Genomic DNA, 23,293 nt, shown 5'->3' on the forward strand with positions numbered 1-23,293 from the left:
AACAGCGTGAATAAATAATGCATCAAGATAAAGATCTCTCTACGTGGCAGACGTTTCGCCGACTCTGGCCGATGATCGCGCCTAATAAAGCGGGATTAATTGCGGCCTCAGTCGCCCTGATTATTAATGCTGCGGGCGACGCCTTAATGCTCTCACTGTTGAAACCGTTACTGGATGATGGTTTTGGTAAAGCTGACAGATCGGTGATGCTATGGCTGCCGTTAGTGGTTATTGGCCTGATGCTAGTCCGCGGAGTCACCAGTTATATCTCCAGCTACTGCATCTCCTGGGTCTCTGGCAACGTCGTGATGAACATCCGCCGTCGTCTGTTCAGCCATATGATGGGCATGCCGGTTTCGTTTTTCGACCAGCAGTCAACCGGCACCCTGTTGTCACGCATTACTTACGATTCTGAGCAGGTCGCCTCCTCTTCTTCGGGCGCGCTGGTCACCGTAGTGCGTGAAGGGGCTTCCATTATTGGCCTGTTTATCATGATGTTCTACTACAGCTGGCAGCTGTCGCTGATCCTGATTGTACTGGCACCTATCGTCTCCTTTGCTATCCGCACCGTCTCTAAGCGCTTCCGCACCATCAGCAAAAGTATGCAGAACACTATGGGGCAGGTGACAACCAGCGCCGAGCAGATGCTGAAAGGGCACAAAGAAGTGCTGATTTTTGGCGGACAGGACATTGAATCGGAGCGCTTTTCCCGCGTCAGTAACCGGATGCGTCAGCAGGGAATGAAACTCGTTTCAGCCTCCTCCATTTCCGATCCGATTATTCAGCTGATCGCGTCGCTGGCACTGGCTTTTGTGCTCTATGCCGCCAGCTTCCCCAGCGTCATGGATACCCTGACAGCCGGTACCATCACCGTGGTCTTCTCCTCGATGATTGCCCTGATGCGCCCGCTTAAGTCTCTGACCAACGTCAACGCCCAGTTCCAGCGTGGGATGGCGGCCTGTCAGACACTGTTCTCTATTCTGGATAGTGAGCAGGAAGTAGATAACGGTACGCGCGAAATCACCCGTGCTAAAGGGGATATTGAATTCCGTGATGTCACCTTTACCTACCCAGGCCGTGAAATTCCGGCACTGCGTAATATCAATCTGTCGCTGCCAGCAGGAAAAACGGTGGCGCTGGTGGGCCGTTCCGGTTCCGGTAAGTCTACGATGGCGAGCCTGCTGACCCGCTTTTATGATATCCAGCAGGGCGAAATCCTGCTGGACGGTCATGATCTGCGTGAGTACAGCCTGCGCTCATTGCGTAATCAGGTGGCGCTGGTGTCACAGAATGTGCACCTCTTCAACGACACGATTGCCAATAACATCGCGTATGCCCGCAGTGAGCAATACAGTCGTGAAGAGATCGAGCAGGCGGCCACCATGGCGCATGCCATGGACTTTATCAATAAAATGGATAAGGGCCTGGATACGATGATTGGCGAGAATGGCGTGCTGTTATCTGGCGGTCAGCGTCAGCGTATTGCCATTGCCCGTGCGTTATTACGTGATTGCCCGATCCTGATCCTCGATGAAGCCACCTCGGCGCTGGATACCGAGTCTGAACGCGCGATTCAGTCTGCACTGGATGAGTTGCAGAAGAACCGTACCTCGCTGGTGATTGCGCACCGACTCTCTACCATCGAGAAAGCGGATGAAATCGTGGTAATTGAAGATGGCCAGATTGTTGAACGCGGTACGCATCAGGTGCTGTTAGCAGAACGCGGTGCCTATGCACAGCTGCACAAGATGCAATTCGGCCAATGATTGAACGTATCTGGAGTGGTCGCTCACCGCTATGGCTGCTGCTATGGCCATTCAGCCTGCTGTATGGTGCGATCACGGCCCTGATACGCTTCAGTTACAGGCGCGGCTGGCGTAAAAGCTGGCGTGCGCCCCTGCCGGTCGTGGTGGTGGGTAACCTGACTGCCGGCGGGAATGGAAAGACGCCGGTGGTCATCTGGCTGGTCGAGGCATTACAGCAGCGCGGCCTGCGCGCTGGCGTGGTCTCCCGAGGATATGGCGGCAAGACGGACCACTATCCCTTGCTGGTCACGGCGCAGACCCCCACCGAACAGGCCGGGGATGAGCCGGTATTGATCGCCCAGCGCACCGGGGCGCCGGTCGCGGTCGCCCCTCAACGGCGACGGGCGATTGAGGCGTTACTGAAACAGGGTTCGCTGGATGTGATCATCACGGATGATGGCCTGCAGCATTACGCCCTGCAGCGCGATCGCGAGATCGTGGTGGTTGATGGGGGCCGTCGTTTTGGTAATGGCTGGTGGTTGCCTGCCGGTCCGATGCGTGAACGTGCCGATCGTCTGCAGCAGGTCGATGCCGTGATCATTAACGGCGGCGAAGCACAGCCCGACGAGATTGCCATGCAACTTCAGCCCGGGCTGGCCACCAATCTGCTGACCGGTGAAACCTGCCCGCCGGAGCAACTGGGTGCGGTAGTCGCCATGGCCGGTATTGGTCATCCCCCGCGTTTTTTCACCACGCTGAAACAGCAGGGTATAACGCCGGTCGCAGAGATCGCCTTTGCCGATCATCATGCCTACAGCAAAGATGAACTGACCCGATTACTCCAGGCGGGTCAGCAACTGCTGATGACCGAAAAAGACGCGGTGAAATGCCGTCACTTTGCCCAGCCTGACTGGTGGTATTTGCCGGTCGATGCCCATTTAACTGGTAATGCCGTGACGCCGTTACTGGATGACATTGAACAACTCTGCCGCCATATTTCCTGATACCCGCCCCCGTTCAGGTGAAGCCTGATAAGGAAGAGGATGAACAGTACGCATTCACTTTCGTTACAGCAAGCACGCCACCTTCATCTCGCCGCGCAGGGCCTGCTGCGAACTCCGGCAAAACGTGCTGTTTATCAGGATCTGATTGACTGCATTTCCCGCATGTCGCTGCTGCAAATCGATACCATTCATGTGGTGGCCCGCAGTCCGTATCTGGTGCTGTTCAGTCGCCTGGGGAACTATCCTCAGGCATGGCTGGAACAGGCTCTGGCACAGGGCGAACTCTTTGAGTACTGGGCGCACGAAGCCTGCTTTATTCCCCGTGCCGATTACCGACTTCTTCGTCATCGCATGCTGTCGCCGGAACGTCTGGGCTGGAAATACAATGCGCAATGGGTCGCTGAGCACCAGCAGGCCATTGCCGAATTACTGCAGCAGATCAGAGACAACGGTCCGGTACGCGCCGCCGATTTTACCCATGCCGATAACCCGAAGTCAGGCTGGTGGGCATGGAAACCGCACAAACGTCATCTGGAGAATCTCTTCAGCGCCGGTGAGCTGATGGTCACCGAACGCCGTAATTTTCAGCGCGTCTACGATCTGCGCAGCCGCGTGATGCCCGACTGGCAGGATGCGATACATGGCATCAGTGAAGCGGAGGCGACCCGTCAGATGCTGATGAACAGCGCCCGCAGCTTAGGGGTTTTCCGCGCGGCCTGGCTGGCGGATTACTATCGCCTGAAGCGGGCACCCGTGAACAACTTTATCGCTGACGCTCAGGCTGCGGGCGATCTGGTCGCCGTCAATACAGAGGGACTAGGTGAGATGTGGCTGCATCGTGACTACGTGCCGTTGCTGGATACGCCGCTGCAGGCGACGCACAGCGCGCTGCTGTCGCCGTTTGATCCGGTGGTCTGGGATCGCAAGCGTGCGCGTGAGCTGTTCAATTTTGACTACCGTATTGAGTGCTATACCCCGGAGGAAAAACGCAAATTTGGCTATTTTGTTTTGCCCATCCTCCATCGCGGCCAGATAAAAGGGCGGCTGGATGCCCGCATGCTGCGTCAGGCAAAACAGCTGGAGATTAAAAATATCTGGCTGGAGGAGAAGACCCGCGTTACGGCGCGATTTTTGCTGGATATCCGGCGTGCTATCGAACGCTTCGCGACGTGGCAGGGTGCTGAAAGCGTCGCTATCCTGCAGGCACCCGACGCGCTTAACGATCAGTGGCCAGCCCTGTGGACGCTGGATTAATCAATTTTGCGGCAGCCGCTGCGGGATGGCGTTTTACCCCATCCCGCACGCGCCGCGCTATGGTATGCTTGAATCCTTAAGCATTCGGTCCCTGATGGAGGACATATGGATCATCGTTTACTCGAAATCGTTGCCTGCCCGGTTTGCAATGGCAAACTCTACTTCAACAATGCTCAACAGGAGCTGATCTGCAAACCTGATGGCCTGGCCTTCCCGGTCCGGGACGGCATTCCGGTGCTGCTGGAAACCGAAGCCCGCACGCTGTCAGTTGAAGAGATTCATCCATGAGTTTCACCGCTATCATTCCTGCGCGTTATGCGTCAACCCGCTTACCCGGCAAGCCGCTGCTCGATATCCACGGTAAACCGATGGTCGTGCATGTAATGGAGCGGGCCCGTGAATCGGGTGCCAGCCGGGTCATTGTTGCCACCGATCATCCCGACGTGGCGCAGGCAGTGGAAGCGGCAGGCGGCGAAGTCTGCATGACGCGCGCCGATCACCAGTCTGGCACTGAGCGACTGGCGGAAGTGATCGAAAAATATCAGTTTGCCGATGATGAAATCATCGTAAACGTGCAGGGCGATGAGCCGATGATTCCGGCCGAGATTGTGCGTCAGGTGGCGACCAATCTGGCGGGGTCGGCGGCCGGGATGGCGACGCTGGCGGTGCCGATCACCGATGTGGAAGAAGCTTTTAATCCGAATGCGGTGAAAGTCGTCATGGATGTGAATGGCTACGCGCTCTATTTTTCACGGGCGACCATACCCTGGGATCGTGAACGGTACGCCGCATCGCGCGAGCAGATCGGTGATACGCTGCTGCGCCACATTGGCATCTACGCTTACCGTGCTGGTTTTATACGCCGCTATGTCGCCTGGGCGCCTTGTCCTCTGGAACAGATTGAGCTGCTCGAGCAACTGCGTGTTTTATGGTACGGCGAAAAAATTCATGTCGCCGTCGCGAAAACCATTCCCAGTGTGGGTGTGGATACGCCAGACGATTTGCAACGCGTTCGTGATGCCATGCAGGCCTGACAAGCGGGGAGCCTGTCTCCCCGTTTCAGCGCAACGTTCTTGATCCGCCGCTAAACTTATCTCCAACACTTCCTTCAGGATATTGTGATACTCATCTGAGGAGGATGCCGCATGGAACAGCTTAAATCGGAACTCACGCTGGCGCTGGGTGAAACCATCAGCCGCCTCGAAATGATCAGTGAACATCCACCCACCCGGCTTTATGCGTTATACGATCGGGACGGGCGCCCCATGCCGGTGGTGGCGAAATATTTTCGTCATCAGGGCCGGGCGGCGATGGAAGCCAGAAAGCTGGCGCTGCTGGGCCAGGCCGGACTGATCGCCGTGCCAGCGGTCTATGGTCTGGTGATGAGCCAGCAGCCGCCGGTGCATGAAATGCTCCTGCTGGCGCGACTGAATGGCGTAACGGCGGAAGCGCCTGCGCGGGATGCTCAGCGCTGGCAACAGTTTTGCGAACAGGTGGTCGAGGGAGTGCTGGCCTGGCACCGGCTCGACAGCCATGGCCTGGTCGGTACGGTGGACAGCACGCAGCAGAACAGCTGGCCCGCCTGGTATGCACAACGGGTTGAGGTGCTATGGGCGACCCTGAGCTATCTGCGTCCGCCAGCCTTTACGCTGGAAGATCGTCAGATTCTGTTTCGCTGCCGGGCACGACTGGCGCATCTGTTTCGCGGCTTCGACGATCCCTGTGTGATGGTTCACGGCAACATTCAGCTGCAGAGCATGCTGAAAGATAGCCGCAGTGACCAGTTAATCGCGATGACACAGCCGGGCACCATCCTCTGGGCACCCCGTGAATACGATCTTATCCATCTGGATACCTCGCCTGCCGAAACGGCGCTGCTGCACAATTACCTGCAACGGGCGCCGGTTTCAGAGGGTTTTGTCTGGCGTCGGTGGGTTTATCAACTGTGGGACTGCATTGAGCATCTGGTACAGACCGGCACGTTTAATCGTCCGCGTTTTGACCATGCACGCGCGCAATTACTTCCCTGGCTCGGCTGAGTCCGACTCCTCGCCTTTCAGCCGTTGCAATAGTGTGCCAAGCGTTTCGTAGACCGCACGTTCGCTGTGACTCAGCCAGATCGATGAGGGTATCGCCCGCTCCCATCCATTCAGCGGTGACGTAATCGCCAGCTGATTCGCGGGAGCGGCCATTGGCTTCAACCCGATCGCGTGGAAAAAGCGTATTGCGCGCGGCATATGATTCGCGGATGTGACCAGCAGAAACGGGCGATCGCCCACCACGGTTTTGACCGCCTGCGCTTCATCCGCGGTGTCGCGGGGCTGGTCGAGAATCTGAACATGTTCGCGGGGAACGCCCAGACTTTCCGCCACCTGTGACGCTACCCAGGCGCTACTCTTTGGATTGGTGCCGCCCGCTGCGCCGGTAAAAATCAGCGTCGACTGCGGATTCCGCTGCCACTGACGGACGCCTTCTGCCACGCGCGGCAGACTGTTATTCAGCAGGTTCGAGCTGGGTGCCCACGCCGCGTTAAAGGTGTAGCCTCCACCCAGCACCACAATGTAGTCCACCTTCTCTGATCCGTTCCAGGTCGGATAGCGGCTATCCAGCGGCAAAAGCAGACGATCGGCCAGCGGTTGCAGGCTCAGCAGCAGCAGTAACAGCCAGCTGACGGAGATCACGGTTTTGCCGCTTTTCTGCCAGCCAGTAAACCAAAGCAGTAAAATGCCAAGCGCCATCAGCAAAAGCAGAAACGGCAGGGGTAAAAGCAGCCCGCCGATAACTTTTTTAAGGGTAAATAACATCAAAAAAGAGTCCTGTTGTCCGAAAATAGAGCACCCGGAAGGGAAGATGGGGATGAAAGGTTCATTCTTCTGGTGCCTGTGACAAAATAGCACAAGTCTCACCGCAGCATACCGGAGCGCATGCCATGCAGGATCGTAACTTTGACGATCTCGCGGATAAATTTTCGCAAAATATTTACGGCACCACTAAAGGGAAGATACGCCAGGCCATCCTCTGGGATGAGCTGGAGAAGATACTGCCCGGTTTGTCACCGCACCCGCTGTCGGTGCTGGATGCTGGCGGCGGTGTCGGCCAGGTCTCCAGCGGGCTTGCTGCGCAGGGCCATCAGGTTCTGCTGTGCGACCTTTCCAGCGAGATGCTGCGCCGGGCCGGTGAAAATGCGGCGGCGCAGGGTGTGAGCCACAACATGCAATTCAGACAAATTAGCGCTCAGCAGGTGGGCGAACATTTGGATAAGCCGGTGGATCTGGTATTGTTCCACGCTGTGCTTGAGTGGGTCGCTGAACCGGAGAAGGTGCTGAAAGCGCTGTTTGATCTGCTGCGTCCGGGGGGCGTCATGTCGCTGATGTTTTACAATCTGCACGGCCTGACATTGCGCACTTTAACGCTGGGTAACTTTGGCTATCTGCGCACCAACCTGACTAAACGCAAAAAGCGAACGCTGTCGCCTGACTATCCGCGCGACCCCGAGCAGGTCTATCGCTGGCTGGAGGCGTGTGGCTTTGTGATTGAACAGCGTGCCGGGATCCGGGTGTTCAGTGACTACATGAAGCCGCCGAAGGGCGAGCCAAAAAGCGACGACGAAATTATTGAGATGGAGCGGCGTTACTGCCGTCAGGAACCCTTTTTGAGCTTAGGGCGCTACATCCACGTGACCGCGCGTAAACCCGGGCAGAAGGACGAATTATGAGTGAATTTTCCCAGACGGTACCTGAACTGGTCTCCTGGGCGCGCAAAAATGACTTTTCCCTTGCGCTGCCAGTGGAACGTCTGGCCTTTTTGCTGGCTATCGCCACCCTCAACGGTGAGCGGATGGATGGCGAAATGAGCGAAGGCGATCTGATTGATGCTTTCCGTCACGTCAGTAAAGCTTTCGAACAAACCCATGAAACCGTGTTGGTTCGTGCCAACAACGCCATCAACGACATGGTGCGACAGCGCCTGCTCAACCGTTTTACCAGCGAAATCACGGAAGGCAATGCCATCTATCGCCTGACGCCGCTGGCGATCGGCATCACCGACTATTACATCCGCCAGCGGGAGTTCTCGACTCTGCGCCTGTCGATGCAGCTGTCGATTGTGGCCAATGAGCTTAAGCGGGCAGCCGATGCCGCGCAGGAAAACGGTGATGAGTTTCACTGGCACCGCAATGTTTTCGCACCGCTGAAATATTCCGTGGCGGAGATCTTCGACAGCATCGATATGACCCAGCGTCTGATGGATGAACAGCAGCAGGCGGTTAAAAATGATATCGCCGAACTGCTGAACAAAGACTGGCGCGCGGCCATCTCCAGCTGTGAAATGCTGCTTTCTGAAACCTCAGGAACGCTGCGTGAACTGCAGGATACGCTTGAAGCCGCGGGCGACAAACTTCAGGAAAATCTGCTGCGCATTCAGGATGCCACGCTGGACAGCCCCGATCTGGGCTTTGTCGATAAGCTGGTGTTTGATCTGCAAAGCAAACTCGACCGTATTACCAGCTGGGGCCAGCAGGCGATTGACCTCTGGATCGGCTATGACCGCCACGTCCATAAATTTATTCGTACCGCCATCGACATGGATAAAAACCGCGTCTTTGCGCAGCGCCTGCGGGTATCGGTGCAGAATTACTTCGACGCGCCCTGGGCGCTGACCTATGCCAACGCCGACCGCCTGTATGACATGCGTGATGAGGCGCTGACGCTGCGTAACGACGAAGTGATGGGCGAACTGCCGCCGGAGATGGAGTACGAAGAGATCAACGAAATCCGCGAACAGCTGGCAGCGATGATTGAAGAAGCGCTGCAGGTCTACAAATCGCAACAAAAACCGCTCAACCTCGCGTCAGTGATGCGCGACTACCTGGCCCAGTATCCCCGAGCCCGCCATTTCGATCTGGCGCGTATTGTGGTGGATCAGGCGGTACGCCTTGGCGTAGCGGAAGCTGATTTAGCCGGTTTGCCTGTGGAATGGCAAACCATCAATGATTACGGAGCCAAGGTGCAGGCACATGTCATCGACAAATATTGAACAAGTGATGCCGGTTAAGCTGGCACAGGCACTGGCCAACCCGATTTTTCCCGCGCTGGACAGCCAGTTACGCGCCGGACGCCATATCGGTATCGAAGAGCTGGATAATCACGCTTTTCTGATGGACTACCAGTCGTTTCTCGAAGAGTTTTACAGCCGCTATAACGTTGAGTTAATCCGTGCGCCGGAAGGCTTTTTCTATCTGCGTCCGCGTTCAACCACGCTGATTCCGCGTTCCGTGCTCTCTGAGCTGGACATGATGGTCGGGAAGATTCTCTGCTATCTCTATCTCAGCCCGGAACGACTGGCCAATGAAGGTATCTTCACCCAGCAGGAGCTGTACGACGAACTGCTCTCTCTGGCCGATGAGAACCGCCTGCTGAAGCTGGTCAACCAGCGTTCAACCGGTTCTGATCTGGATCGCACCAAACTGCAGGAGAAAGTGCGCGCCTCTCTGAGCCGCCTGCGTCGCCTTGGCATGGTGTGGTTTTTCGGCAACGACAGCAGCAAGTTCCGCATCACGGAATCGGTGTTCCGCTTTGGTGCCGACGTGCGCGGCGGTGATGACGCCCGTGAAGCGCAGCTTCGTCTGATTCGTGATGGCGAAGCTATGCTACTGGAAAACGCGACAGCACCGGTCGACACCGATGAAAATGAAGGACAGGAAGGCGACGCGAGTGAGAACGCAGAGGAAGAACAGGCATGATTGAGCGCGGAAAGTTTCGTTCGCTTACGCTGATCAACTGGAACGGCTTTTTTGCCCGTACCTTTGATCTCGATGAATTAGTGACCACGCTATCAGGCGGTAACGGTGCGGGTAAGTCCACCACGATGGCGGCATTTGTCACCGCGCTGATCCCCGATTTAACGCTGCTGCACTTCCGTAATACCACCGAAGCGGGCGCGACATCAGGATCCCGTGACAAGGGTCTGCACGGTAAACTGCGGGCTGGCGTCTGCTACTCCATGCTGGATGTGGTGAACTCACGCCATCAGCGTGTCGTGGTCGGTGTCCGTCTGCAACAGGTCGCCGGACGCGATAAAAAGGTCGATATTAAGCCATTCAGTATCCATGGCCTGCCCACCGACACCAACCCAACCGATATGCTGACGGAAGTGCTCAACAGCCGTCAGGCTCGCGTATTACCGCTGAACGAAGTCAAAGAGCGGGTTGAGGCGCAGGAAGGCGTGCAGTTCCGCGCCTATAACTCAGTCACCGATTATCACGCCATGCTGTTTGATCTTGGTGTGGTGCCGCGTCGTCTGCGCTCTGCCAGCGATCGCAGCAAGTTTTATCGTCTGATTGAAGCCTCGCTGTATGGCGGTATCTCCAGCGCCATCACCCGCTCTCTGCGTGATTACCTGCTGCCAGAAAACAGTGGCGTGCGCAAAGCGTTCCAGGATATGGAAGCCGCGCTGCGCGAGAACCGCATGACGCTGGAGGCGATCCGCGTTACCCAGTCTGACCGCGATCTCTTCAAGCATCTGATCTCCGAGGCGACCAGCTACGTTTCGGCTGACTATATGCGCCACGCCAACGAGCGTCGGGGACACCTCGACAGCGCGTTACAGCTGCGCAACGAGCTGTTCAGCAGCCGTAAGCAGCTCGCCACCGAGCAGTATCGTCATGTTGAGATGGCGCGCGAACTGGCCGAGCACAGTGGTGCAGAAAACGATCTTGAAGTCGATTATCAGGCCGCCAGCGATCACCTGAACCTGGTACAGACGGCGATGCGTCAGCAGGAGAAGATTGAGCGCTACGATGCGGATATCGAAGATCTGACGCTGCGGCTGGAAGAGCAGACCGAAGTGGTCGCCGAAGCGCGTGAAATTCAGGAAGAGAATGAAGCGCGGGCCGAAGCGGCTGAGCTGGAAGTGGATGAGCTGAAAAGCCAGCTGGCCGATTTCCAGCAGGCGCTCGACGTGCAGCAAACCCGCGCCATCCAGTATCAGCAGGCATTGCAGGCGCTGGAACGCGCCCGCACGCTCTGCCAGCTGCCCGATCTGAGCATTGAAAATGCGGCTGAATGGCAGGAAAGCTTCCAGGCCAAAGAGGAAGAGGCGACAGAACGGTTGCTGCGCCTGGAGCAGAAGCTGAGCGTAGCGGAAGCAGCGCACAGTCAGTTTGAACAGGCGCTGGCGCTGGTGACCAGCATTGCCGGTGACGTGACCCGTCAGGACGCCTGGCAAACCGGCCGCGAACTGCTGCGTGATGCCAGCAACCAGCGTCATCACGCCGAACAGCTCTCTTCGCTGCGTCTGCGTCTCAATGAGCTGGAACAGCGTCTGCGCGAACAGCATGAGGCGGAGCGCCTGCTGGCGGAATTCTGCAAGCGTCAGGGGCAGCATTATGAAGCGGATGCGCTGGCAGGCCTGCAGCAGGAGCTTGAAGCACAGATTGAACAGCTGAATAGCAGCGTCTCCGACGCCGGTGAGCAGCGCATGATGATGCGCCAGGAGCTGGAGCAGCTGCGCGAACGCATCACCAGCCTGACCGCCCGTGCGCCACACTGGCTGGCGGCGCAGGAGATCCTGACCCAGCTTAGCGAGCAGACCGGCCAGGCGCTGAACAGCAGCCAGGACGTGACCGAATATATGCAGCAGTTGCTGGAGCGTGAGCGTGAAACCACCGTCGAGCGCGACGAAGTGGCGGCGCGTAAACGCGATATCGAGCGGCAGATTGAGCGGCTCAGCCAGCCGGGCGGTGCCGAAGATGCGCGCCTGACCCAGCTTGCCGAACGTTTTGGCGGCGTGTTGCTGTCAGAGATTTACGATGATGTGACGCTGGATGATGCGCCTTACTTCTCGGCGCTCTACGGTCCGTCGCGTCATGCGATTGTGGTGCCGGATCTCTCCCGCGTTCGTGAGTTGCTGGATGGTCTGGAAGAGTGTCCGGAAGATCTCTACCTGATCGAGGGTGATCCGCAGTCGTTCGATGACAGCGTCTTCAGCGTCGATGAACTGCAGAATGCGGTAGTGGTGAAGGTGGCAGAGCGTCAGTGGCGCTACTCCCGCTTCCCGAAAATACCGCTGTTTGGCCGCGCGGCGCGTGAGAATCAGCTGGAGCTGCTACACCTTGAGCGCGATAAGCTGGCCGAACGCTACGCCACGCTGTCGTTCGACGTGCAGAAAACGCAGCGTCTGCATCAGTCATTCAGCCGCTTTATCGGCAGTCATCTGGCCGTCGCCTTTGACGCCGATCCGGAAGCGCAGATCCGTCAGCTCGGCGCACGCCGGGGTGAGCTGGAGCGCGCGCTGAATCAGCATGAGAGCAACAATCAGCAGCAGCGTCAGCAGTATGAGCTGGCCAAAGAGGGCGTATCACAGTTAAACCGGCTGCTGCCACGCGTCAATCTGCTGCTGGATGAGACGCTGGGCGATCGCTGCGAAGAGATCCGCGAGCAGGTCGATGCGGCACAGGAAGCGGCGCGCTTCCTGCATCAGCATGGCGCTAAGCTGGCGAAACTGGAACCGATCATCGCCGTGCTGCAGAGCGATCCTGAACAGCATGAGCAGTTACAGGCGGATTATCAGCAGGCGCAGCAGCAGCAGCGCAACGCCCGTCAGCAGGCCTTTGCCCTGACAGAAGTGGTGCAGCGTCGCGCCCACTTCAGCTACGACGACTCGGCCAGCATGCTCAACGGCAACAACGACCTCAGCGATAAGCTGCGTCAGCGTCTGGAGCAGGCTGAGGGCGAACGCAGCCGCAGTCGTGATCGCCTGCGTGAACATCAGGCGCAGCTGACGCAATACTCCCAGGTGCTGGCCTCGCTGAAAAGCGCCTATGATGCCAAGCGCGACATGCTGAAAGAGCTGCAGCAGGAGATGCAGGACATTGGCGTCCAGGCTGACAGCAGCGCGGAAGAACGCGCGCGCGTTCGCCGTGACGAGCTTTACACGGCACTGAGCCACAACCGCGCCCGCCGCAATCAGCTGGAGAAACAGCTTACCTTCTGCGAAGCGGAGATGGATAACCTGCAGAAGCGACTGCGTCAGCTGGAGCGTCAGTATCATCAGGTGCGTGAGCAGGTGGTCAGCGCCAAAGCGGGCTGGTGTACCGTACTGCGTCTGGTGAAAGAGAATGGCGTTGAGCGTCGTCTGCATCGCCGTGAACTGGCCTACCTGAGCGGCGATGAGCTGCGCTCTATGTCGGATAAAGCGCTGGGTGCGCTGCGTCTGGCGGTGGCGGACAACGAACATTTGCGCGACGTGCTGCGACTGTCGGAAGATCCAAAACGTCCGGAACGTAAAATTCAGTTCTTTATTGCGGTTTATCAGCATCTGCGCGAGCGTATTCGTCAGGATATTATTCGGACTGACGATCCGGTCGAAGCAATTGAGCAGATGGAAATCGAACTGAACCGTCTGACGGAAGAGCTGACGGCGCGTGAGCAGATGCTGGCAATCAGTTCGCGCAGTGCGGCCAACATCATCCGTAAAACGATCCAGCGTGAACAGAACCGTATCCGCCAGCTCAACCAGGGCCTGCAGACCGTCAGCTTTGGTCAGGTACGCAGCGTGCGGCTCAACGTGAACGTGCGTGAAACCCACGCCATGCTGCTGGATACGCTGTCGGAAGAGCACGAGCAGCATCAGGATCTCTTTAACAGCAATCGCCTGACCTTCTCGGAGGCGCTGGCGAAGCTCTACCAGCGTCTTAATCCGCATATCGACATGGGGCAGCGTACGCCGCAGACCATCGGTGAGGAGCTGCTGGACTACCGCAACTATCTGGAGATGGAAGTGGAAGTTAACCGTGGTTCCGATGGCTGGCTGCGCGCAGAGAGCGGGGCGCTCTCAACCGGTGAAGCGATCGGTACCGGGATGTCCATTCTGGTGATGGTGGTGCAGAGCTGGGAAGAAGAGTCCCGTCGTCTGCGCGGCAAAGATATTTCGCCATGCCGACTGCTGTTCCTTGATGAAGCGGCCCGTCTGGATGCCCGCTCCATCGCCACGCTGTTTGAACTGTGTGAGCGACTGGAGATGCAGCTGGTGATTGCAGCACCGGAGAATATCAGTCCGGAAAAAGGCACGACCTACAAACTGGTGCGTAAGGTGTTTAATAACACTGAGCATGTGCATGTGGTTGGTCTGCGTGGTTTTGCTGCCGATCCTTCGCCGGTGCGGGCGGGAAGCGACGCAGATGCGCTGCCCGATTTAACCGCTGAAAATTCGCAGGCGGAAACGTAGTCAAAAACTGAACCATTCGTTAATCTGGTTACGGCATTTGTCGCATGAGGCAAATGCCGTTTTTGTTTGTATACTCACATGATGAGTCACGGCGCGGTCGCAGTGGATACAGGGAACACTGCGAAGTTGAAAAACAAGGGGGCAGGGATGTTGCTGGTAAAAAAATTAAATCATCATCGCGTTCTATCATTGTTAGCGCTGGCGCTAACCGTTGTTCCATTTACGCTACCGCAGGCCGCTGTTATCGCCGCTTTGCCCGGGACAACGCAGGCGGTCACCTCCGTCTCCGAAAGTCAGCAACGCATCCGGCAGGCGTTTTCCAGCGCCGATCAGCCGTTTTATCTGGCACCGCTGGCGACGCTCTATGCATCCCGCCATATGCAACCGCTCTGGCAGGATCCCCAGGCGATACAAAAATTTCAGCAGCAGCTGGCTGAAGTGGCACTTTCTGGTGTTCAGCCACAGTTCACGCGCTGGATTGAGCGTCTGACAAACCCGGCGATCACCGGCTTTGCACGGGATGTCGCGCTGTCCGATGCGATGCTGGGCTATCTGCAATTTGTTTCGAATGTGCCGACGCAGGGTGAAACCTGGCTTTACAGCAATGTTCCCTACCGGCTGACACAGCCGTCGGTGGCGGTCGTGAATCAGTGGCAGAATGCGGTCAATGCAGGATCGGGCAACACGTTTATTGCGTCACTGCAGCCGCAGCACCCGCAGTATCAGCCGATGCACGCCGCGCTGAAAACCCTGCTAGGTGATAAACAACCCTGGCCGCAGCTGAAAAGCAGTGAAACGCTGCGCCCGGGACAGGTCAGTGACGATGTGCCGGCGCTGCGTGAAATCCTGCAGCGCAGCGGCATGTTAACGGCGCAGGTTAATGCACCTGCACCGGATGACGATGCGGTGCCGGTGGCCGCCTCACCAGTGACCCACAGCGACCAGCCGGTTGCGGTCAGCCCTTCTGCCGCGCCAGTCACCGATTTGTCTGCGCCTTCACTGCAATCGCCGGGTAACGTTCAGAGTCAGACGCTGGAAGGGAATACCGCCAATGTCTATGACGAGACGCTGGTGGCGGGTGTGAAGCGTTTCCAGCAGTGGCAGGGACTGGATGGCGACGGTGCTATCGGTGCCAGAACGCGGCAGTGGCTTAACGTCTCTCCGCAGATGCGTGCTTCGTTGCTGGCGCTGAACATTCAGCGACTGCGCCTGCTGCCGGACGATATGCACAACGGCATTATGGTGAACATCGCCAACTACTCGCTGATTTATTACAACAACGGCAACAAGATCCTCTCATCACGCGTCATCGTCGGGCGTCCCGATCGCAAAACGCCGTTGATGCGCAGCGCACTCAATAATGTGGTGCTGAACCCGCCATGGAATGTGCCGACCACGCTGGTGCGTAAAGATATCATTCCTAAAGTGAAGCAGGATCCGACCTATCTCTATAAGCATGGCTATACCCTGCTATCGGGCTGGAGCGCTGACGCTGAAGTGATCGACCCCAGCATGATCGACTGGCGCATGGTCACCGCTTCATCGTTCCCCTATCGGTTGATTCAGGCACCGGGTGTGGCGAATGCGCTGGGCCGCTATAAATTTAATATGCCCAGCTCAGATGCGATCTATCTGCACGACACGCCGAACCACAACCTGTTCCAGCGCGATATCCGCGCGCTCAGCTCAGGCTGCGTCCGGGTAAATAAAGCGTCGGAACTGGCAGGCTTATTACTGCAGGACGCGGGCTGGAACGATGCCCGCATCTCCAGTACGTTAAAAGAGGGTGACACCCGCTACGTGCCCATTCGGCATCGTATTCCGGTCAATCTCTATTATCTGACGGCGTGGGTCGCTGATGATGGCAAACCACAGTTCCGCACAGATATTTACAATTATGATGACACCGCGCGTTCGGGCAGCCAGGCTTTGAGTCGGGCTGAGCAATTGCTGCTCTAGTGATTGATTTTAAATCGTTAGCGGCGGGCCGGTTATTCAGAAAAATATTATCAAATGGCGATTCCTGCAGGGATCGCCACGCAAACAGGTTGCAGATGGGTTGACGCTCTACTGAGAGAAAGTTATGGTTCGGGCTGTGCGCTTTTTGCACATTTCTATGGCTTCACTCTCAGGTAAATCGTTACATGTCTACTATTGATTCTTTTCGTCGCAAACTACTGCTGTGCGGTAGCGCCGCCGCCGGTCTGGCATTATTACCCGCTTCTGCAAGGGCCTCGCTTTCTACCTCTCGCCCGCGTGTATTGATGCTTAATAATCTTCATACCGGTGAAACCCTTAAAACTGAGTTTTTTAATGGTAAGAGTTACGACAAGGATGAGTTGTCACGATTAAATCACTTTTTCCGTGACTATCGCGCCAATAAAGTGAAAAGCATCGATCCGCACCTGTTTGATCAAATCTTCCGCCTGCAGGCGCTGCTGGGAATGCGTAAACCGATACAGCTGGTTTCGGGCTACCGTTCACTGGCAACCAACAACATGTTACGTGAGAGCGGTCCTGGGGTGGCAAAGCACAGCTATCATACCAAAGGCCAGGCAATGGATTTCCATATCGAAGGGGTTTCTCTGGCCAATGTACGCAAAGCGGCGTTATCTCTGCGTGCGGGTGGTGTAGGATATTATCCCCGCAGTAACTTTGTACATATTGATACCGGGCCGATCAGGCACTGGTAATGACACCGGCAACGCTGCGTGAGCCGGTCATGGAGCGTTATGAATTACCACATTATTCCTGTTACCGCGTTTGCCCAGAACTGTTCAGTTATCTGGTGCGAGTCCACTCGTGAAGCCGCGCTGGTTGATCCAGGCGGCGATGCCGATCTGATCAAAGAGACGCTGGAACAACGCCAACTTAAACCTTCCCGGATTCTGCTGACTCATGGACACCTTGATCACGTCGGGGCCGCCGTCGAGCTGGCTGCCTTCTGGCAGATTCCGATTGTCGGACCGCAAAAGCGTGATGCATTCTGGCTGGAAGCGCTGCCTACCCAGAGCCGGATGTTCGGACTTGATGAATGCGCGCCTTTTACCCCCGATCGCTGGCTGGAAGAGGGGGAGAGCGTACAGGTAGGGCTGACCACGCTGGAAGTCCTGCACTGTCCGGGCCATTCGCCTGGCCACGTGGTGTTCTTCGATCGGCCAGGACGGTTACTGATTTCAGGTGACGTGATTTTTAATGGTGGTGTGGGACGCACAGACTTCCCGCAGGGCGATCATCAACAGTTAATCGATGCTATCCGCACGAAACTGCTGCCGCTGGGCGATGATGTCACTTTTCTGCCCGGTCACGGCCCGATTTCTACGCTGGGGCATGAACGCATCAGCAATCCTTTCCTGCAATAAAAAATGGGCCAGCAGGCCCATTTTTCAATTCGGTCATCCTGCTTACAGCACGGCGACAATGGCTTCGCACAGCGCCGACATATTGTCTGGCGTCATGCCCGCCACATTCACACGCCCTGAGTTCACCGCGTAGACGCCAAACTCTTCACGCAGGCGAATGACTTGGTCTTTGGTTAAGCCACTGAACGAGAACATGCCGTTCTGCTTAATAATAAAGCTGAAGTCGCGCTGTGCGCCTTTTTCCGCCAGGGTATTTACGAAGAGCTGGCGCATGCGCTGGATGCGCTGACGCATATCCGATAGCTCCTGCTCCCAGATGGTACGCAGGGTATCGTTGCCCAGAATGGTGGCGACGATGGCGGCGCCATGTGCCGGCGGATTGGAGTAGTTCGCGCGGATGGTGTACTTCACCTGACTGAACGCGGTATCTGCCACGCTCGCATCGGCGGCAACCAGTGTGATGGCACCGACACGCTCGTTATACAGGCCGAAATTCTTGGAGTAAGAGCTGGCAACGATCAGTTCCTGATGCGAGGCGGCAAAAATACGCAGGCCTTCTGCATCTTCCTCCAGACCACGGGCAAAACCCTGGTAAGCGAAGTCGAACAACGGCAGCCAGCCATTGGCCTGTGACAGCTGCGCCAGCTGTTGCCACTGCTCGGCGGTCGGGTCGATACCGGTCGGGTTATGGCAGCAGCCGTGGAACAGCACCACGTCGCCTGGCTGAACCTGCTGCAGTGACGCCAGCATACCATCGAAATCGAGCGTATGGTTTGCCGGGTCGTAATAGTGGTATTCACAGACCTCAAGACCGGCAGCGTTAAACACGTTGTTGTGATTCGGCCAGCTTGGATTGCTGATCCAGACCCGCTTCACCGATGTTTGCGTGGCGAGGAAATCGGCTGCAACGCGTAGCGCACCGGTACCACCCGGTGTCTGAGCCGTGCGAGCGCGGCCAGCGGTGATTAGCGGGCTCTGGTTGCCGAACAGCAGGGCCTGTGTGCAACGGGCAAAATCAGCCAGACCATCAATACTGAGATAGTTTTTGGTGGTTTCATTTTCCAGCAGATATTGCTCAGCTTTTTTAACACTGGTCAGTACCGGGGTCTTGCCGGTTTCGTCTTTATAGACGCCAATGCCCAGATTGATTTTTTCCGGGCGGTCGTCAGCACGAAACAGATCGGCCAGCCCAAGAATAGGATCGGCGGGTGCAGCAGAGATCGATTCAAACATGTGTCAGGTCCATTAGCGTGAACTTTAGCGAAAAGAGCTCTCAGGTTAGCGTCCGGCCAGGCAAATGCCAACCGTTTGCGAGACAAATTCATACATTTTGCAGTGTGGATTGCGCGACGAGGAAATGCAGTGATTAAAGCGGGGTAACGGGGCGATGAAAAACGCACCTGTCGGGAATAGCAGCCATAAAAAAACGGGGCCGTAGCCCCGTTTTTCAACATGTTTTAAGCGGAATTAGAACTGGTAAACCAGGCCAACACCAACAATGTCGTCTGTGTTCAGACCCAGTGGGTTGTTGTCATCCAGCTGGTTGATTTTGTAATCAACATAGGTAGACATGTTTTTGTTGAAGTAGTAAGTCGCGCCAACGTCGATGTATTTGTACAGGTCAGCATCGCCCACACCTTCGATATCTTTGCCTTTCTGCTGTACGTATGCGATGGATGGGCGCAGACCGAAGTCAAACTGGTACTGAGCAACTAACTCAATAGTCTGGCTTTTGTTAACAAAAGCAGTGCCCGTAGTCGTTGAGCCAGGGGTAGCACCAGCGGCGGTGTTAGGTACGGTAGCGTCATAGAATGAAGAGTTACGGCCTTCACCATACATTGCTGCCAGGTAAACGTTGTTCGCATCATATTTCAGCGCAGTTGCCCAGTTCTCAGCACGTTTGCCCTGACCGATTACGTTACCGTTGGCGTCAGTAGTACCCGCAGCCTGTGCGTTAGTACGGTCGCTGCTGCTGTATGCACCAACGATGCCTACACCGATTGGTGAGGTATAGCTGGTTGATGCGCCCCAACCGTCGCCGTTAGCACGACGAACGTCGGTACGGTCGTTTTTACCCTGATACTGAACTGCGAAGTCCCAGCCATCAACCAGGCCGAAGAAGTTGGTGTTGCGGTAGGTCAGCAGGCCGGTGCTACGACCGTTCATGAAGTTGTCTGAGCTGCCCCAGTCGCCACCAAATACTGGCAGCATATCAGTCCAGCCGATTGCATCGTAAACCAGACCGTAGTTACGGCCGTAGTCGATTGAACCTGCATCGCCGAATTTCAGACCGGCAAAGCCCAGACGGGTCTTGTTGCCGTCTTGTGCGTCAGAACCTTCAGAGTTGTTCGCCTGAACGTTGTATTCCCACTGGCCGTAACCGGTCAGCTGGTCATTAATCTGGGTTTCGCCTTTGAAGCCGAAGCGCACATAAGACTCATCGCCATCATCACCAGCGCTATCAGAGAATTGGTGACGCGCATCCACTTTACCGTACAGGTCCAGTTTGTTGCCGTCTTTGTTATAGATTTCTGCAGCGTTTGCTGCGCCAGCTACTAACAGAGCAGGGATAACCACTGCAAGAATATTGCGCTTCATCATTATTCATTACCCTCATTGGAGTTATTTGTACACCTGCCACTGCCGTCAAGAAACCTTTACGGGAACCCTGAACGAAGTTTGGTGTCTTCCTGTGTCTGCACGCATCTTTCCATCCCACCCGCCGTAATTCTAGCGCTTAAATGCTACTAAACTCGTAATCTTGTTTCAGTAAGAAAATATGTATTACAAAATGTAAAAAACACGGAACTTTGTGAGAGAACTCAAAATTTACAAAAATAAAAAAAGGCCGGCAGTGCCGACCTCGTTATATATATGAATTTCTTATATTTAATGCCGAATATCAGAAACTCGCATTGCGTGGGGTGCGCGGGAAGGGGATTACGTCCCTGACATTTTGTACGCCGGTGACATAGGCGATTAAACGTTCAAAGCCTAATCCAAAGCCAGAATGTGGCACGGTACCGTAGCGACGCAGGTCACGATACCACCAGTAATCTTCTTTATTCAGACCCATCTCTTCCAGACGCGCATCCAGGACATCCAGACGTTCTTCACGCTGTGAACCGCCAATGATCTCACCAATGCCTGGCGCCAGAACATCCATCGCCGCCACGGTTTTGCCATCGTCATTCAGGCGCATATAGAACGCTTTAATGTCTTTCGGATAGTTTTTCACCACCACCGGCGCTTTAAAGTGTTTCTCGGCCAGGTAACGCTCATGTTCAGAGGAGAGGTCAATACCCCAGGAAACCGGGTTTTCGAAGGTCTGACCGCAGTTAATCAGGATCTCAACCGCATCGGTATAATCCACCTGCGCGAAATCGGTGGTGATGAAACGCTGAAGGCGCTCAACCGCCTCTTTATCTACCCGCTCAGCAAAGAAGGCCATGTCATCGGCACGCTCTTCCAGCACCGCGTTGAAGACATACTTCAGCATTGATTCGGCCAGTGCAGCGGCATCATCCAGTGAGGCAAAAGCGATTTCCGGCTCCAGCATCCAGAATTCCGCCAGATGGCGGCTGGTGTTGGAGTTCTCTGCGCGGAACGTCGGACCGAAGGTGTAGATCTTCGACAGGGCGCTGGCATAGGTTTCGCCATTCAGCTGACCTGAAACGGTCAGGAACGCCTCTTTACCAAAGAAATCTTCGCTGAAGTCAACTTTGCCCTGATCGTTACGCGGCAGATTTTCCATATCCAGCGTAGAGACTCGGAACATTTCGCCGGCACCTTCGGTATCGGAGGCGGTAATCAGCGGAGTCGAGACCCAGAAATAGCCATTTTCATGGAAGAAGCGATGCAGCGCCTGCGCCAGGGTGTGGCGAACGCGGGCGACCGCGCCAATCAGGTTGGTGCGCGGACGCAGGTGAGCCACTTCGCGCAGATACTCGATGCTGTGGCGTTTCGCCGCCATCGGGTAGCTATCGGGATCTTCCACCCAGCCCACGACTTCCAGGCTGGTCGCCTGAATCTCAAACGCCTGGCCCTGACCCGGTGAGGCCACCACTTTACCGGTGACGATAACGGAACAGCCCGTGGTCAGACGCAGCACTTCATCCTGATAATTATTCAGAGAATTATTGACGACAGCCTGAACGGGATTAAAGCAGGAGCCGTCATAGACAGCGATGAAGGAAAGACCGGCTTTGGAATCTCTTCGGGTACGCACCCAACCACGTACGGTGACTTCACTGTCAACCGCGACGCGACCGTGCAGTACGTCCGCTACAGGCACTACGCTCATAAATATCTCTCTATATAGAAGAAGTGAGTAAAAAAGTTGCCCCATCCGGGGTTTTGCTATGTTACTTGCGAGTCTTCAGGAAACAAGCAAAATTCAGGGGGAAAGCAGATTTATTACAGCAGAGGCGGGGCGTATCAACGCCCCGATAAGAAGAGGATTAACTCGCTTTTTTCACCAGCGGCAGATCAAAAGCTTTACGCAGGGCTCTGACAAAGGCTTTATCCTGGCAGATAGTTTTGCCCGGGCTGTCTGAGAGTTTCGCCACCGGCTTGCCATTGCACTGCACCAGTTTGATAACGATGTTAAGTGGCGTCACGCCCGGAATATCGCAGGTGAGGCGGGTACCGATGCCGAACACGACGTTAGTCCGCTGGCCAAAGTGGCGGTAAAGCGCCAGCGCTTTGTCGAGATTCAGGTTGTCAGAAAAGACCAGGTGTTTGCTTTGCGGATCGATACCCAGCTTCTGGTAGTGGGCGAGGGCTTTCTCGCCCCATTCGACCGGATCGCCGGAGTCGTGGCGCAGTCCCTGATAGCGGCGGGCAAACACCGGACCGAAATCACGCAGGAATGCGTCCATGGCGATGCAATCGGTCAGGGCGATGCCCAGCTTATCGTCATACTCATCCAGCCACGCCTGTAGCGCCGCGCGCTGGCTGTTGGCCAGTACCGGACTGATCTGCTGGAAGGCCTGGAACCACTCATGCGCCTGTGTTCCCACTGGCGTCAGTGACAGACGGCGCGCCAGATCATAGTTACTGGTGCCAATCAGCCACGGAAAATCCTGTTTCAGCGTTGAGACGATCGACTGCTGCACATCCTGCGAATAGCGACGACGGGTGCCGAAATCCATCAGGCGGAAGCGTGACATATCAAGGTCAGCAAGCTGGCCTTTAAAGTCGCCGAGTTTCTGATGTAAGTGGTCAAGTGCCTGCTGAGTAGTGACCTGCGGCGTGCGATGACGATGCACAATCTCACTGATCAGCGCCAGCAGCGGCACCTCCCACATGATCACTTCGCGCCACGGCCCCTGAATACGGAGTTCCAGCTTGCCATGGTGATTGCGCACCTCAACCTGATCCGGGTTATAGCGGAACTGGCGTAACCAGCTGAGGTAATCCTGCCGGAAGAAGGGAAGGTGAGACAACCAGGTCGCTTCATCATCAGTCAGCGCCAGGTGTTGCATTGCGGTTATCGCGTCACGAATTTCGTCAGCGTAGAGACCCAGCAGTTCGTCGCCGCGGCAGCGAAACTCCGCCGCCACCGTTATGTCATGATAGCGGTGGAAAACGGCCTGTTGCATATGGAGCTTATAGGCGTCCGTATCCAGCAGCGAGGTCAGTATCGGGGAAGCATGTCCTGTCATGGCGCGTTTCAGCATCCTGTTCGGTGGCGCAGAGCCCG

Annotated in this window: 18 protein-coding genes; 13 read left to right on the top strand and 5 right to left on the bottom strand. The window is 56.1% G+C overall.

Annotation, left to right across the window (positions count from 1 at the left end):
• The first annotated feature begins 17 nt into the window (after positions 1 to 17).
• The 6 genes from msbA to NR195_RS18440 all read left to right on the top strand — a co-directional run bounded on the left by msbA (position 18) and on the right by NR195_RS18440 (position 6,042).
• The gene (gene msbA, locus NR195_RS18415; RefSeq protein ID WP_010669759.1) at positions 18 to 1,766 is read left to right on the top strand and encodes a lipid A ABC transporter ATP-binding protein/permease MsbA; all 1,749 of its coding nucleotides are present in this window, start codon (positions 18 to 20) and stop codon (positions 1,764 to 1,766) included.
• Positions 1,763 to 2,749: a tetraacyldisaccharide 4'-kinase gene (gene lpxK / locus NR195_RS18420; RefSeq protein ID WP_256844803.1), complete on the top strand. Its 987-nt coding sequence runs from the start codon at positions 1,763 to 1,765 to the stop codon at positions 2,747 to 2,749. The genes msbA and lpxK overlap by 4 nt, the downstream gene beginning before the upstream one ends.
• 39 nt (positions 2,750 to 2,788) lie before the next feature.
• Positions 2,789 to 4,003 carry a winged helix-turn-helix domain-containing protein gene (locus NR195_RS18425; RefSeq protein ID WP_122889045.1) on the top strand — a complete coding sequence of 405 codons (1,215 nt, stop codon included), beginning with the start codon at positions 2,789 to 2,791 and terminating at the stop codon, positions 4,001 to 4,003.
• A 105-nt stretch (positions 4,004 to 4,108) separates the two neighbouring features.
• Entirely contained in the window at positions 4,109 to 4,291 is a 183-nt protein-coding gene (locus NR195_RS18430; RefSeq protein ID WP_003849374.1) for a Trm112 family protein, read from the top strand.
• A complete protein-coding gene (kdsB, locus tag NR195_RS18435; RefSeq protein ID WP_010254955.1) occupies positions 4,288 to 5,037 on the top strand; it encodes a 3-deoxy-manno-octulosonate cytidylyltransferase in 750 nt (249 codons plus the stop codon). The genes NR195_RS18430 and kdsB overlap by 4 nt, the downstream gene beginning before the upstream one ends.
• 111 nt (positions 5,038 to 5,148) lie before the next feature.
• Entirely contained in the window at positions 5,149 to 6,042 is an 894-nt protein-coding gene (locus tag NR195_RS18440; RefSeq protein ID WP_010254957.1) for a fructosamine kinase family protein, read from the top strand.
• On the opposite strand, the gene elyC is transcribed toward NR195_RS18440, so the two are convergent.
• A complete protein-coding gene (gene elyC / locus NR195_RS18445) occupies positions 6,022 to 6,807 on the bottom strand; it encodes an envelope biogenesis factor ElyC (RefSeq protein WP_010254959.1) in 786 nt (261 codons plus the stop codon). The two genes, NR195_RS18440 and elyC, sit on opposite strands and share 21 nt — an antisense overlap.
• Positions 6,808 to 6,932: 125 nt before the next feature.
• On the opposite strand from elyC, the gene cmoM reads away from it, so the two are divergent.
• The 7 genes from cmoM to NR195_RS18480 all read left to right on the top strand — a co-directional run bounded on the left by cmoM (position 6,933) and on the right by NR195_RS18480 (position 17,589).
• Complete coding sequence (cmoM, locus tag NR195_RS18450) at positions 6,933 to 7,718, top strand: tRNA uridine 5-oxyacetic acid(34) methyltransferase CmoM (protein ID WP_010254961.1); 786 nt, start codon at positions 6,933 to 6,935, stop codon at positions 7,716 to 7,718.
• On the top strand, positions 7,715 to 9,037 hold the full coding sequence (gene mukF, locus NR195_RS18455; RefSeq protein ID WP_022625941.1) for a chromosome partition protein MukF: 1,323 nt from the start codon (positions 7,715 to 7,717) through the stop codon (positions 9,035 to 9,037). The genes cmoM and mukF overlap by 4 nt, the downstream gene beginning before the upstream one ends.
• Positions 9,018 to 9,743: a chromosome partition protein MukE gene (gene mukE, locus NR195_RS18460; RefSeq protein WP_122889044.1), complete on the top strand. Its 726-nt coding sequence runs from the start codon at positions 9,018 to 9,020 to the stop codon at positions 9,741 to 9,743. The genes mukF and mukE overlap by 20 nt, the downstream gene beginning before the upstream one ends.
• A complete protein-coding gene (gene mukB / locus NR195_RS18465) occupies positions 9,740 to 14,227 on the top strand; it encodes a chromosome partition protein MukB (protein ID WP_256844804.1) in 4,488 nt (1,495 codons plus the stop codon). Before mukE ends, mukB begins: the two co-directional genes overlap by 4 nt.
• Before the next feature lie 147 nt (positions 14,228 to 14,374).
• Positions 14,375 to 16,186 (top strand): L,D-transpeptidase, encoded by a 1,812-nt coding sequence (ldtD, locus tag NR195_RS18470; protein ID WP_045140579.1) that lies wholly within the window; start codon positions 14,375 to 14,377, stop codon positions 16,184 to 16,186.
• 185 nt (positions 16,187 to 16,371) lie between these two features.
• Positions 16,372 to 16,920, top strand: coding sequence for a YcbK family protein (locus NR195_RS18475; RefSeq protein WP_010254972.1), 549 nt, complete (start codon positions 16,372 to 16,374; stop codon positions 16,918 to 16,920).
• 39 nt (positions 16,921 to 16,959) lie between these two features.
• On the top strand, positions 16,960 to 17,589 hold the full coding sequence (locus NR195_RS18480; RefSeq protein ID WP_010254975.1) for an MBL fold metallo-hydrolase: 630 nt from the start codon (positions 16,960 to 16,962) through the stop codon (positions 17,587 to 17,589).
• A 42-nt stretch (positions 17,590 to 17,631) separates the two neighbouring features.
• Here the strand turns inward: NR195_RS18480 and NR195_RS18485 are convergent, their stop codons facing one another.
• The 4 genes from NR195_RS18485 to pncB all read right to left on the bottom strand — a co-directional run bounded on the left by NR195_RS18485 (position 17,632) and on the right by pncB (position 23,255).
• A complete protein-coding gene (locus NR195_RS18485; protein WP_187507054.1) occupies positions 17,632 to 18,822 on the bottom strand; it encodes an amino acid aminotransferase in 1,191 nt (396 codons plus the stop codon).
• 234 nt (positions 18,823 to 19,056) lie between these two features.
• Positions 19,057 to 20,190, bottom strand: coding sequence for a porin OmpF (ompF, locus tag NR195_RS18490; RefSeq protein WP_274605124.1), 1,134 nt, complete (start codon positions 20,188 to 20,190; stop codon positions 19,057 to 19,059).
• 301 nt (positions 20,191 to 20,491) lie between these two features.
• A complete protein-coding gene (asnS, locus tag NR195_RS18495; RefSeq protein WP_187507053.1) occupies positions 20,492 to 21,892 on the bottom strand; it encodes an asparagine--tRNA ligase in 1,401 nt (466 codons plus the stop codon).
• Between the two features lie 157 nt (positions 21,893 to 22,049).
• Positions 22,050 to 23,255 carry a nicotinate phosphoribosyltransferase gene (gene pncB / locus NR195_RS18500; RefSeq protein WP_050679503.1) on the bottom strand — a complete coding sequence of 402 codons (1,206 nt, stop codon included), beginning with the start codon at positions 23,253 to 23,255 and terminating at the stop codon, positions 22,050 to 22,052.
• Positions 23,256 to 23,293 lie beyond the last annotated feature (38 nt).

Origin of the sequence: Pantoea sp. Ft-CA_14 (genome assembly GCF_024520875.1) — a bacterium.
Classification (GTDB): domain Bacteria; phylum Pseudomonadota; class Gammaproteobacteria; order Enterobacterales; family Enterobacteriaceae; genus Pantoea; species Pantoea agglomerans.

Bases quoted from the DNA above. Each gene is read 5' to 3' on its own strand.
- msbA (WP_010669759.1), top strand. From the start codon at position 18: ATGCATCAAGATAAAGATCTCTCTACGTGGCAGACGTTTCGCCGACTC.
- lpxK (WP_256844803.1), top strand. From the start codon at position 1,763: ATGATTGAACGTATCTGGAGTGGTCGCTCACCGCTATGGCTGCTGCTA.
- NR195_RS18425 (WP_122889045.1), top strand. From the start codon at position 2,789: ATGAACAGTACGCATTCACTTTCGTTACAGCAAGCACGCCACCTTCAT.
- NR195_RS18430 (WP_003849374.1), top strand. From the start codon at position 4,109: ATGGATCATCGTTTACTCGAAATCGTTGCCTGCCCGGTTTGCAATGGC.
- kdsB (WP_010254955.1), top strand. From the start codon at position 4,288: ATGAGTTTCACCGCTATCATTCCTGCGCGTTATGCGTCAACCCGCTTA.
- NR195_RS18440 (WP_010254957.1), top strand. From the start codon at position 5,149: ATGGAACAGCTTAAATCGGAACTCACGCTGGCGCTGGGTGAAACCATC.
- elyC (WP_010254959.1), bottom strand. From the start codon at position 6,807: ATGTTATTTACCCTTAAAAAAGTTATCGGCGGGCTGCTTTTACCCCTG.
- cmoM (WP_010254961.1), top strand. From the start codon at position 6,933: ATGCAGGATCGTAACTTTGACGATCTCGCGGATAAATTTTCGCAAAAT.
- mukF (WP_022625941.1), top strand. From the start codon at position 7,715: ATGAGTGAATTTTCCCAGACGGTACCTGAACTGGTCTCCTGGGCGCGC.
- mukE (WP_122889044.1), top strand. From the start codon at position 9,018: ATGTCATCGACAAATATTGAACAAGTGATGCCGGTTAAGCTGGCACAG.
- mukB (WP_256844804.1), top strand. From the start codon at position 9,740: ATGATTGAGCGCGGAAAGTTTCGTTCGCTTACGCTGATCAACTGGAAC.
- ldtD (WP_045140579.1), top strand. From the start codon at position 14,375: ATGTTGCTGGTAAAAAAATTAAATCATCATCGCGTTCTATCATTGTTA.
- NR195_RS18475 (WP_010254972.1), top strand. From the start codon at position 16,372: ATGTCTACTATTGATTCTTTTCGTCGCAAACTACTGCTGTGCGGTAGC.
- NR195_RS18480 (WP_010254975.1), top strand. From the start codon at position 16,960: ATGAATTACCACATTATTCCTGTTACCGCGTTTGCCCAGAACTGTTCA.
- NR195_RS18485 (WP_187507054.1), bottom strand. From the start codon at position 18,822: ATGTTTGAATCGATCTCTGCTGCACCCGCCGATCCTATTCTTGGGCTG.
- ompF (WP_274605124.1), bottom strand. From the start codon at position 20,190: ATGATGAAGCGCAATATTCTTGCAGTGGTTATCCCTGCTCTGTTAGTA.
- asnS (WP_187507053.1), bottom strand. From the start codon at position 21,892: ATGAGCGTAGTGCCTGTAGCGGACGTACTGCACGGTCGCGTCGCGGTT.
- pncB (WP_050679503.1), bottom strand. From the start codon at position 23,255: ATGACAGGACATGCTTCCCCGATACTGACCTCGCTGCTGGATACGGAC.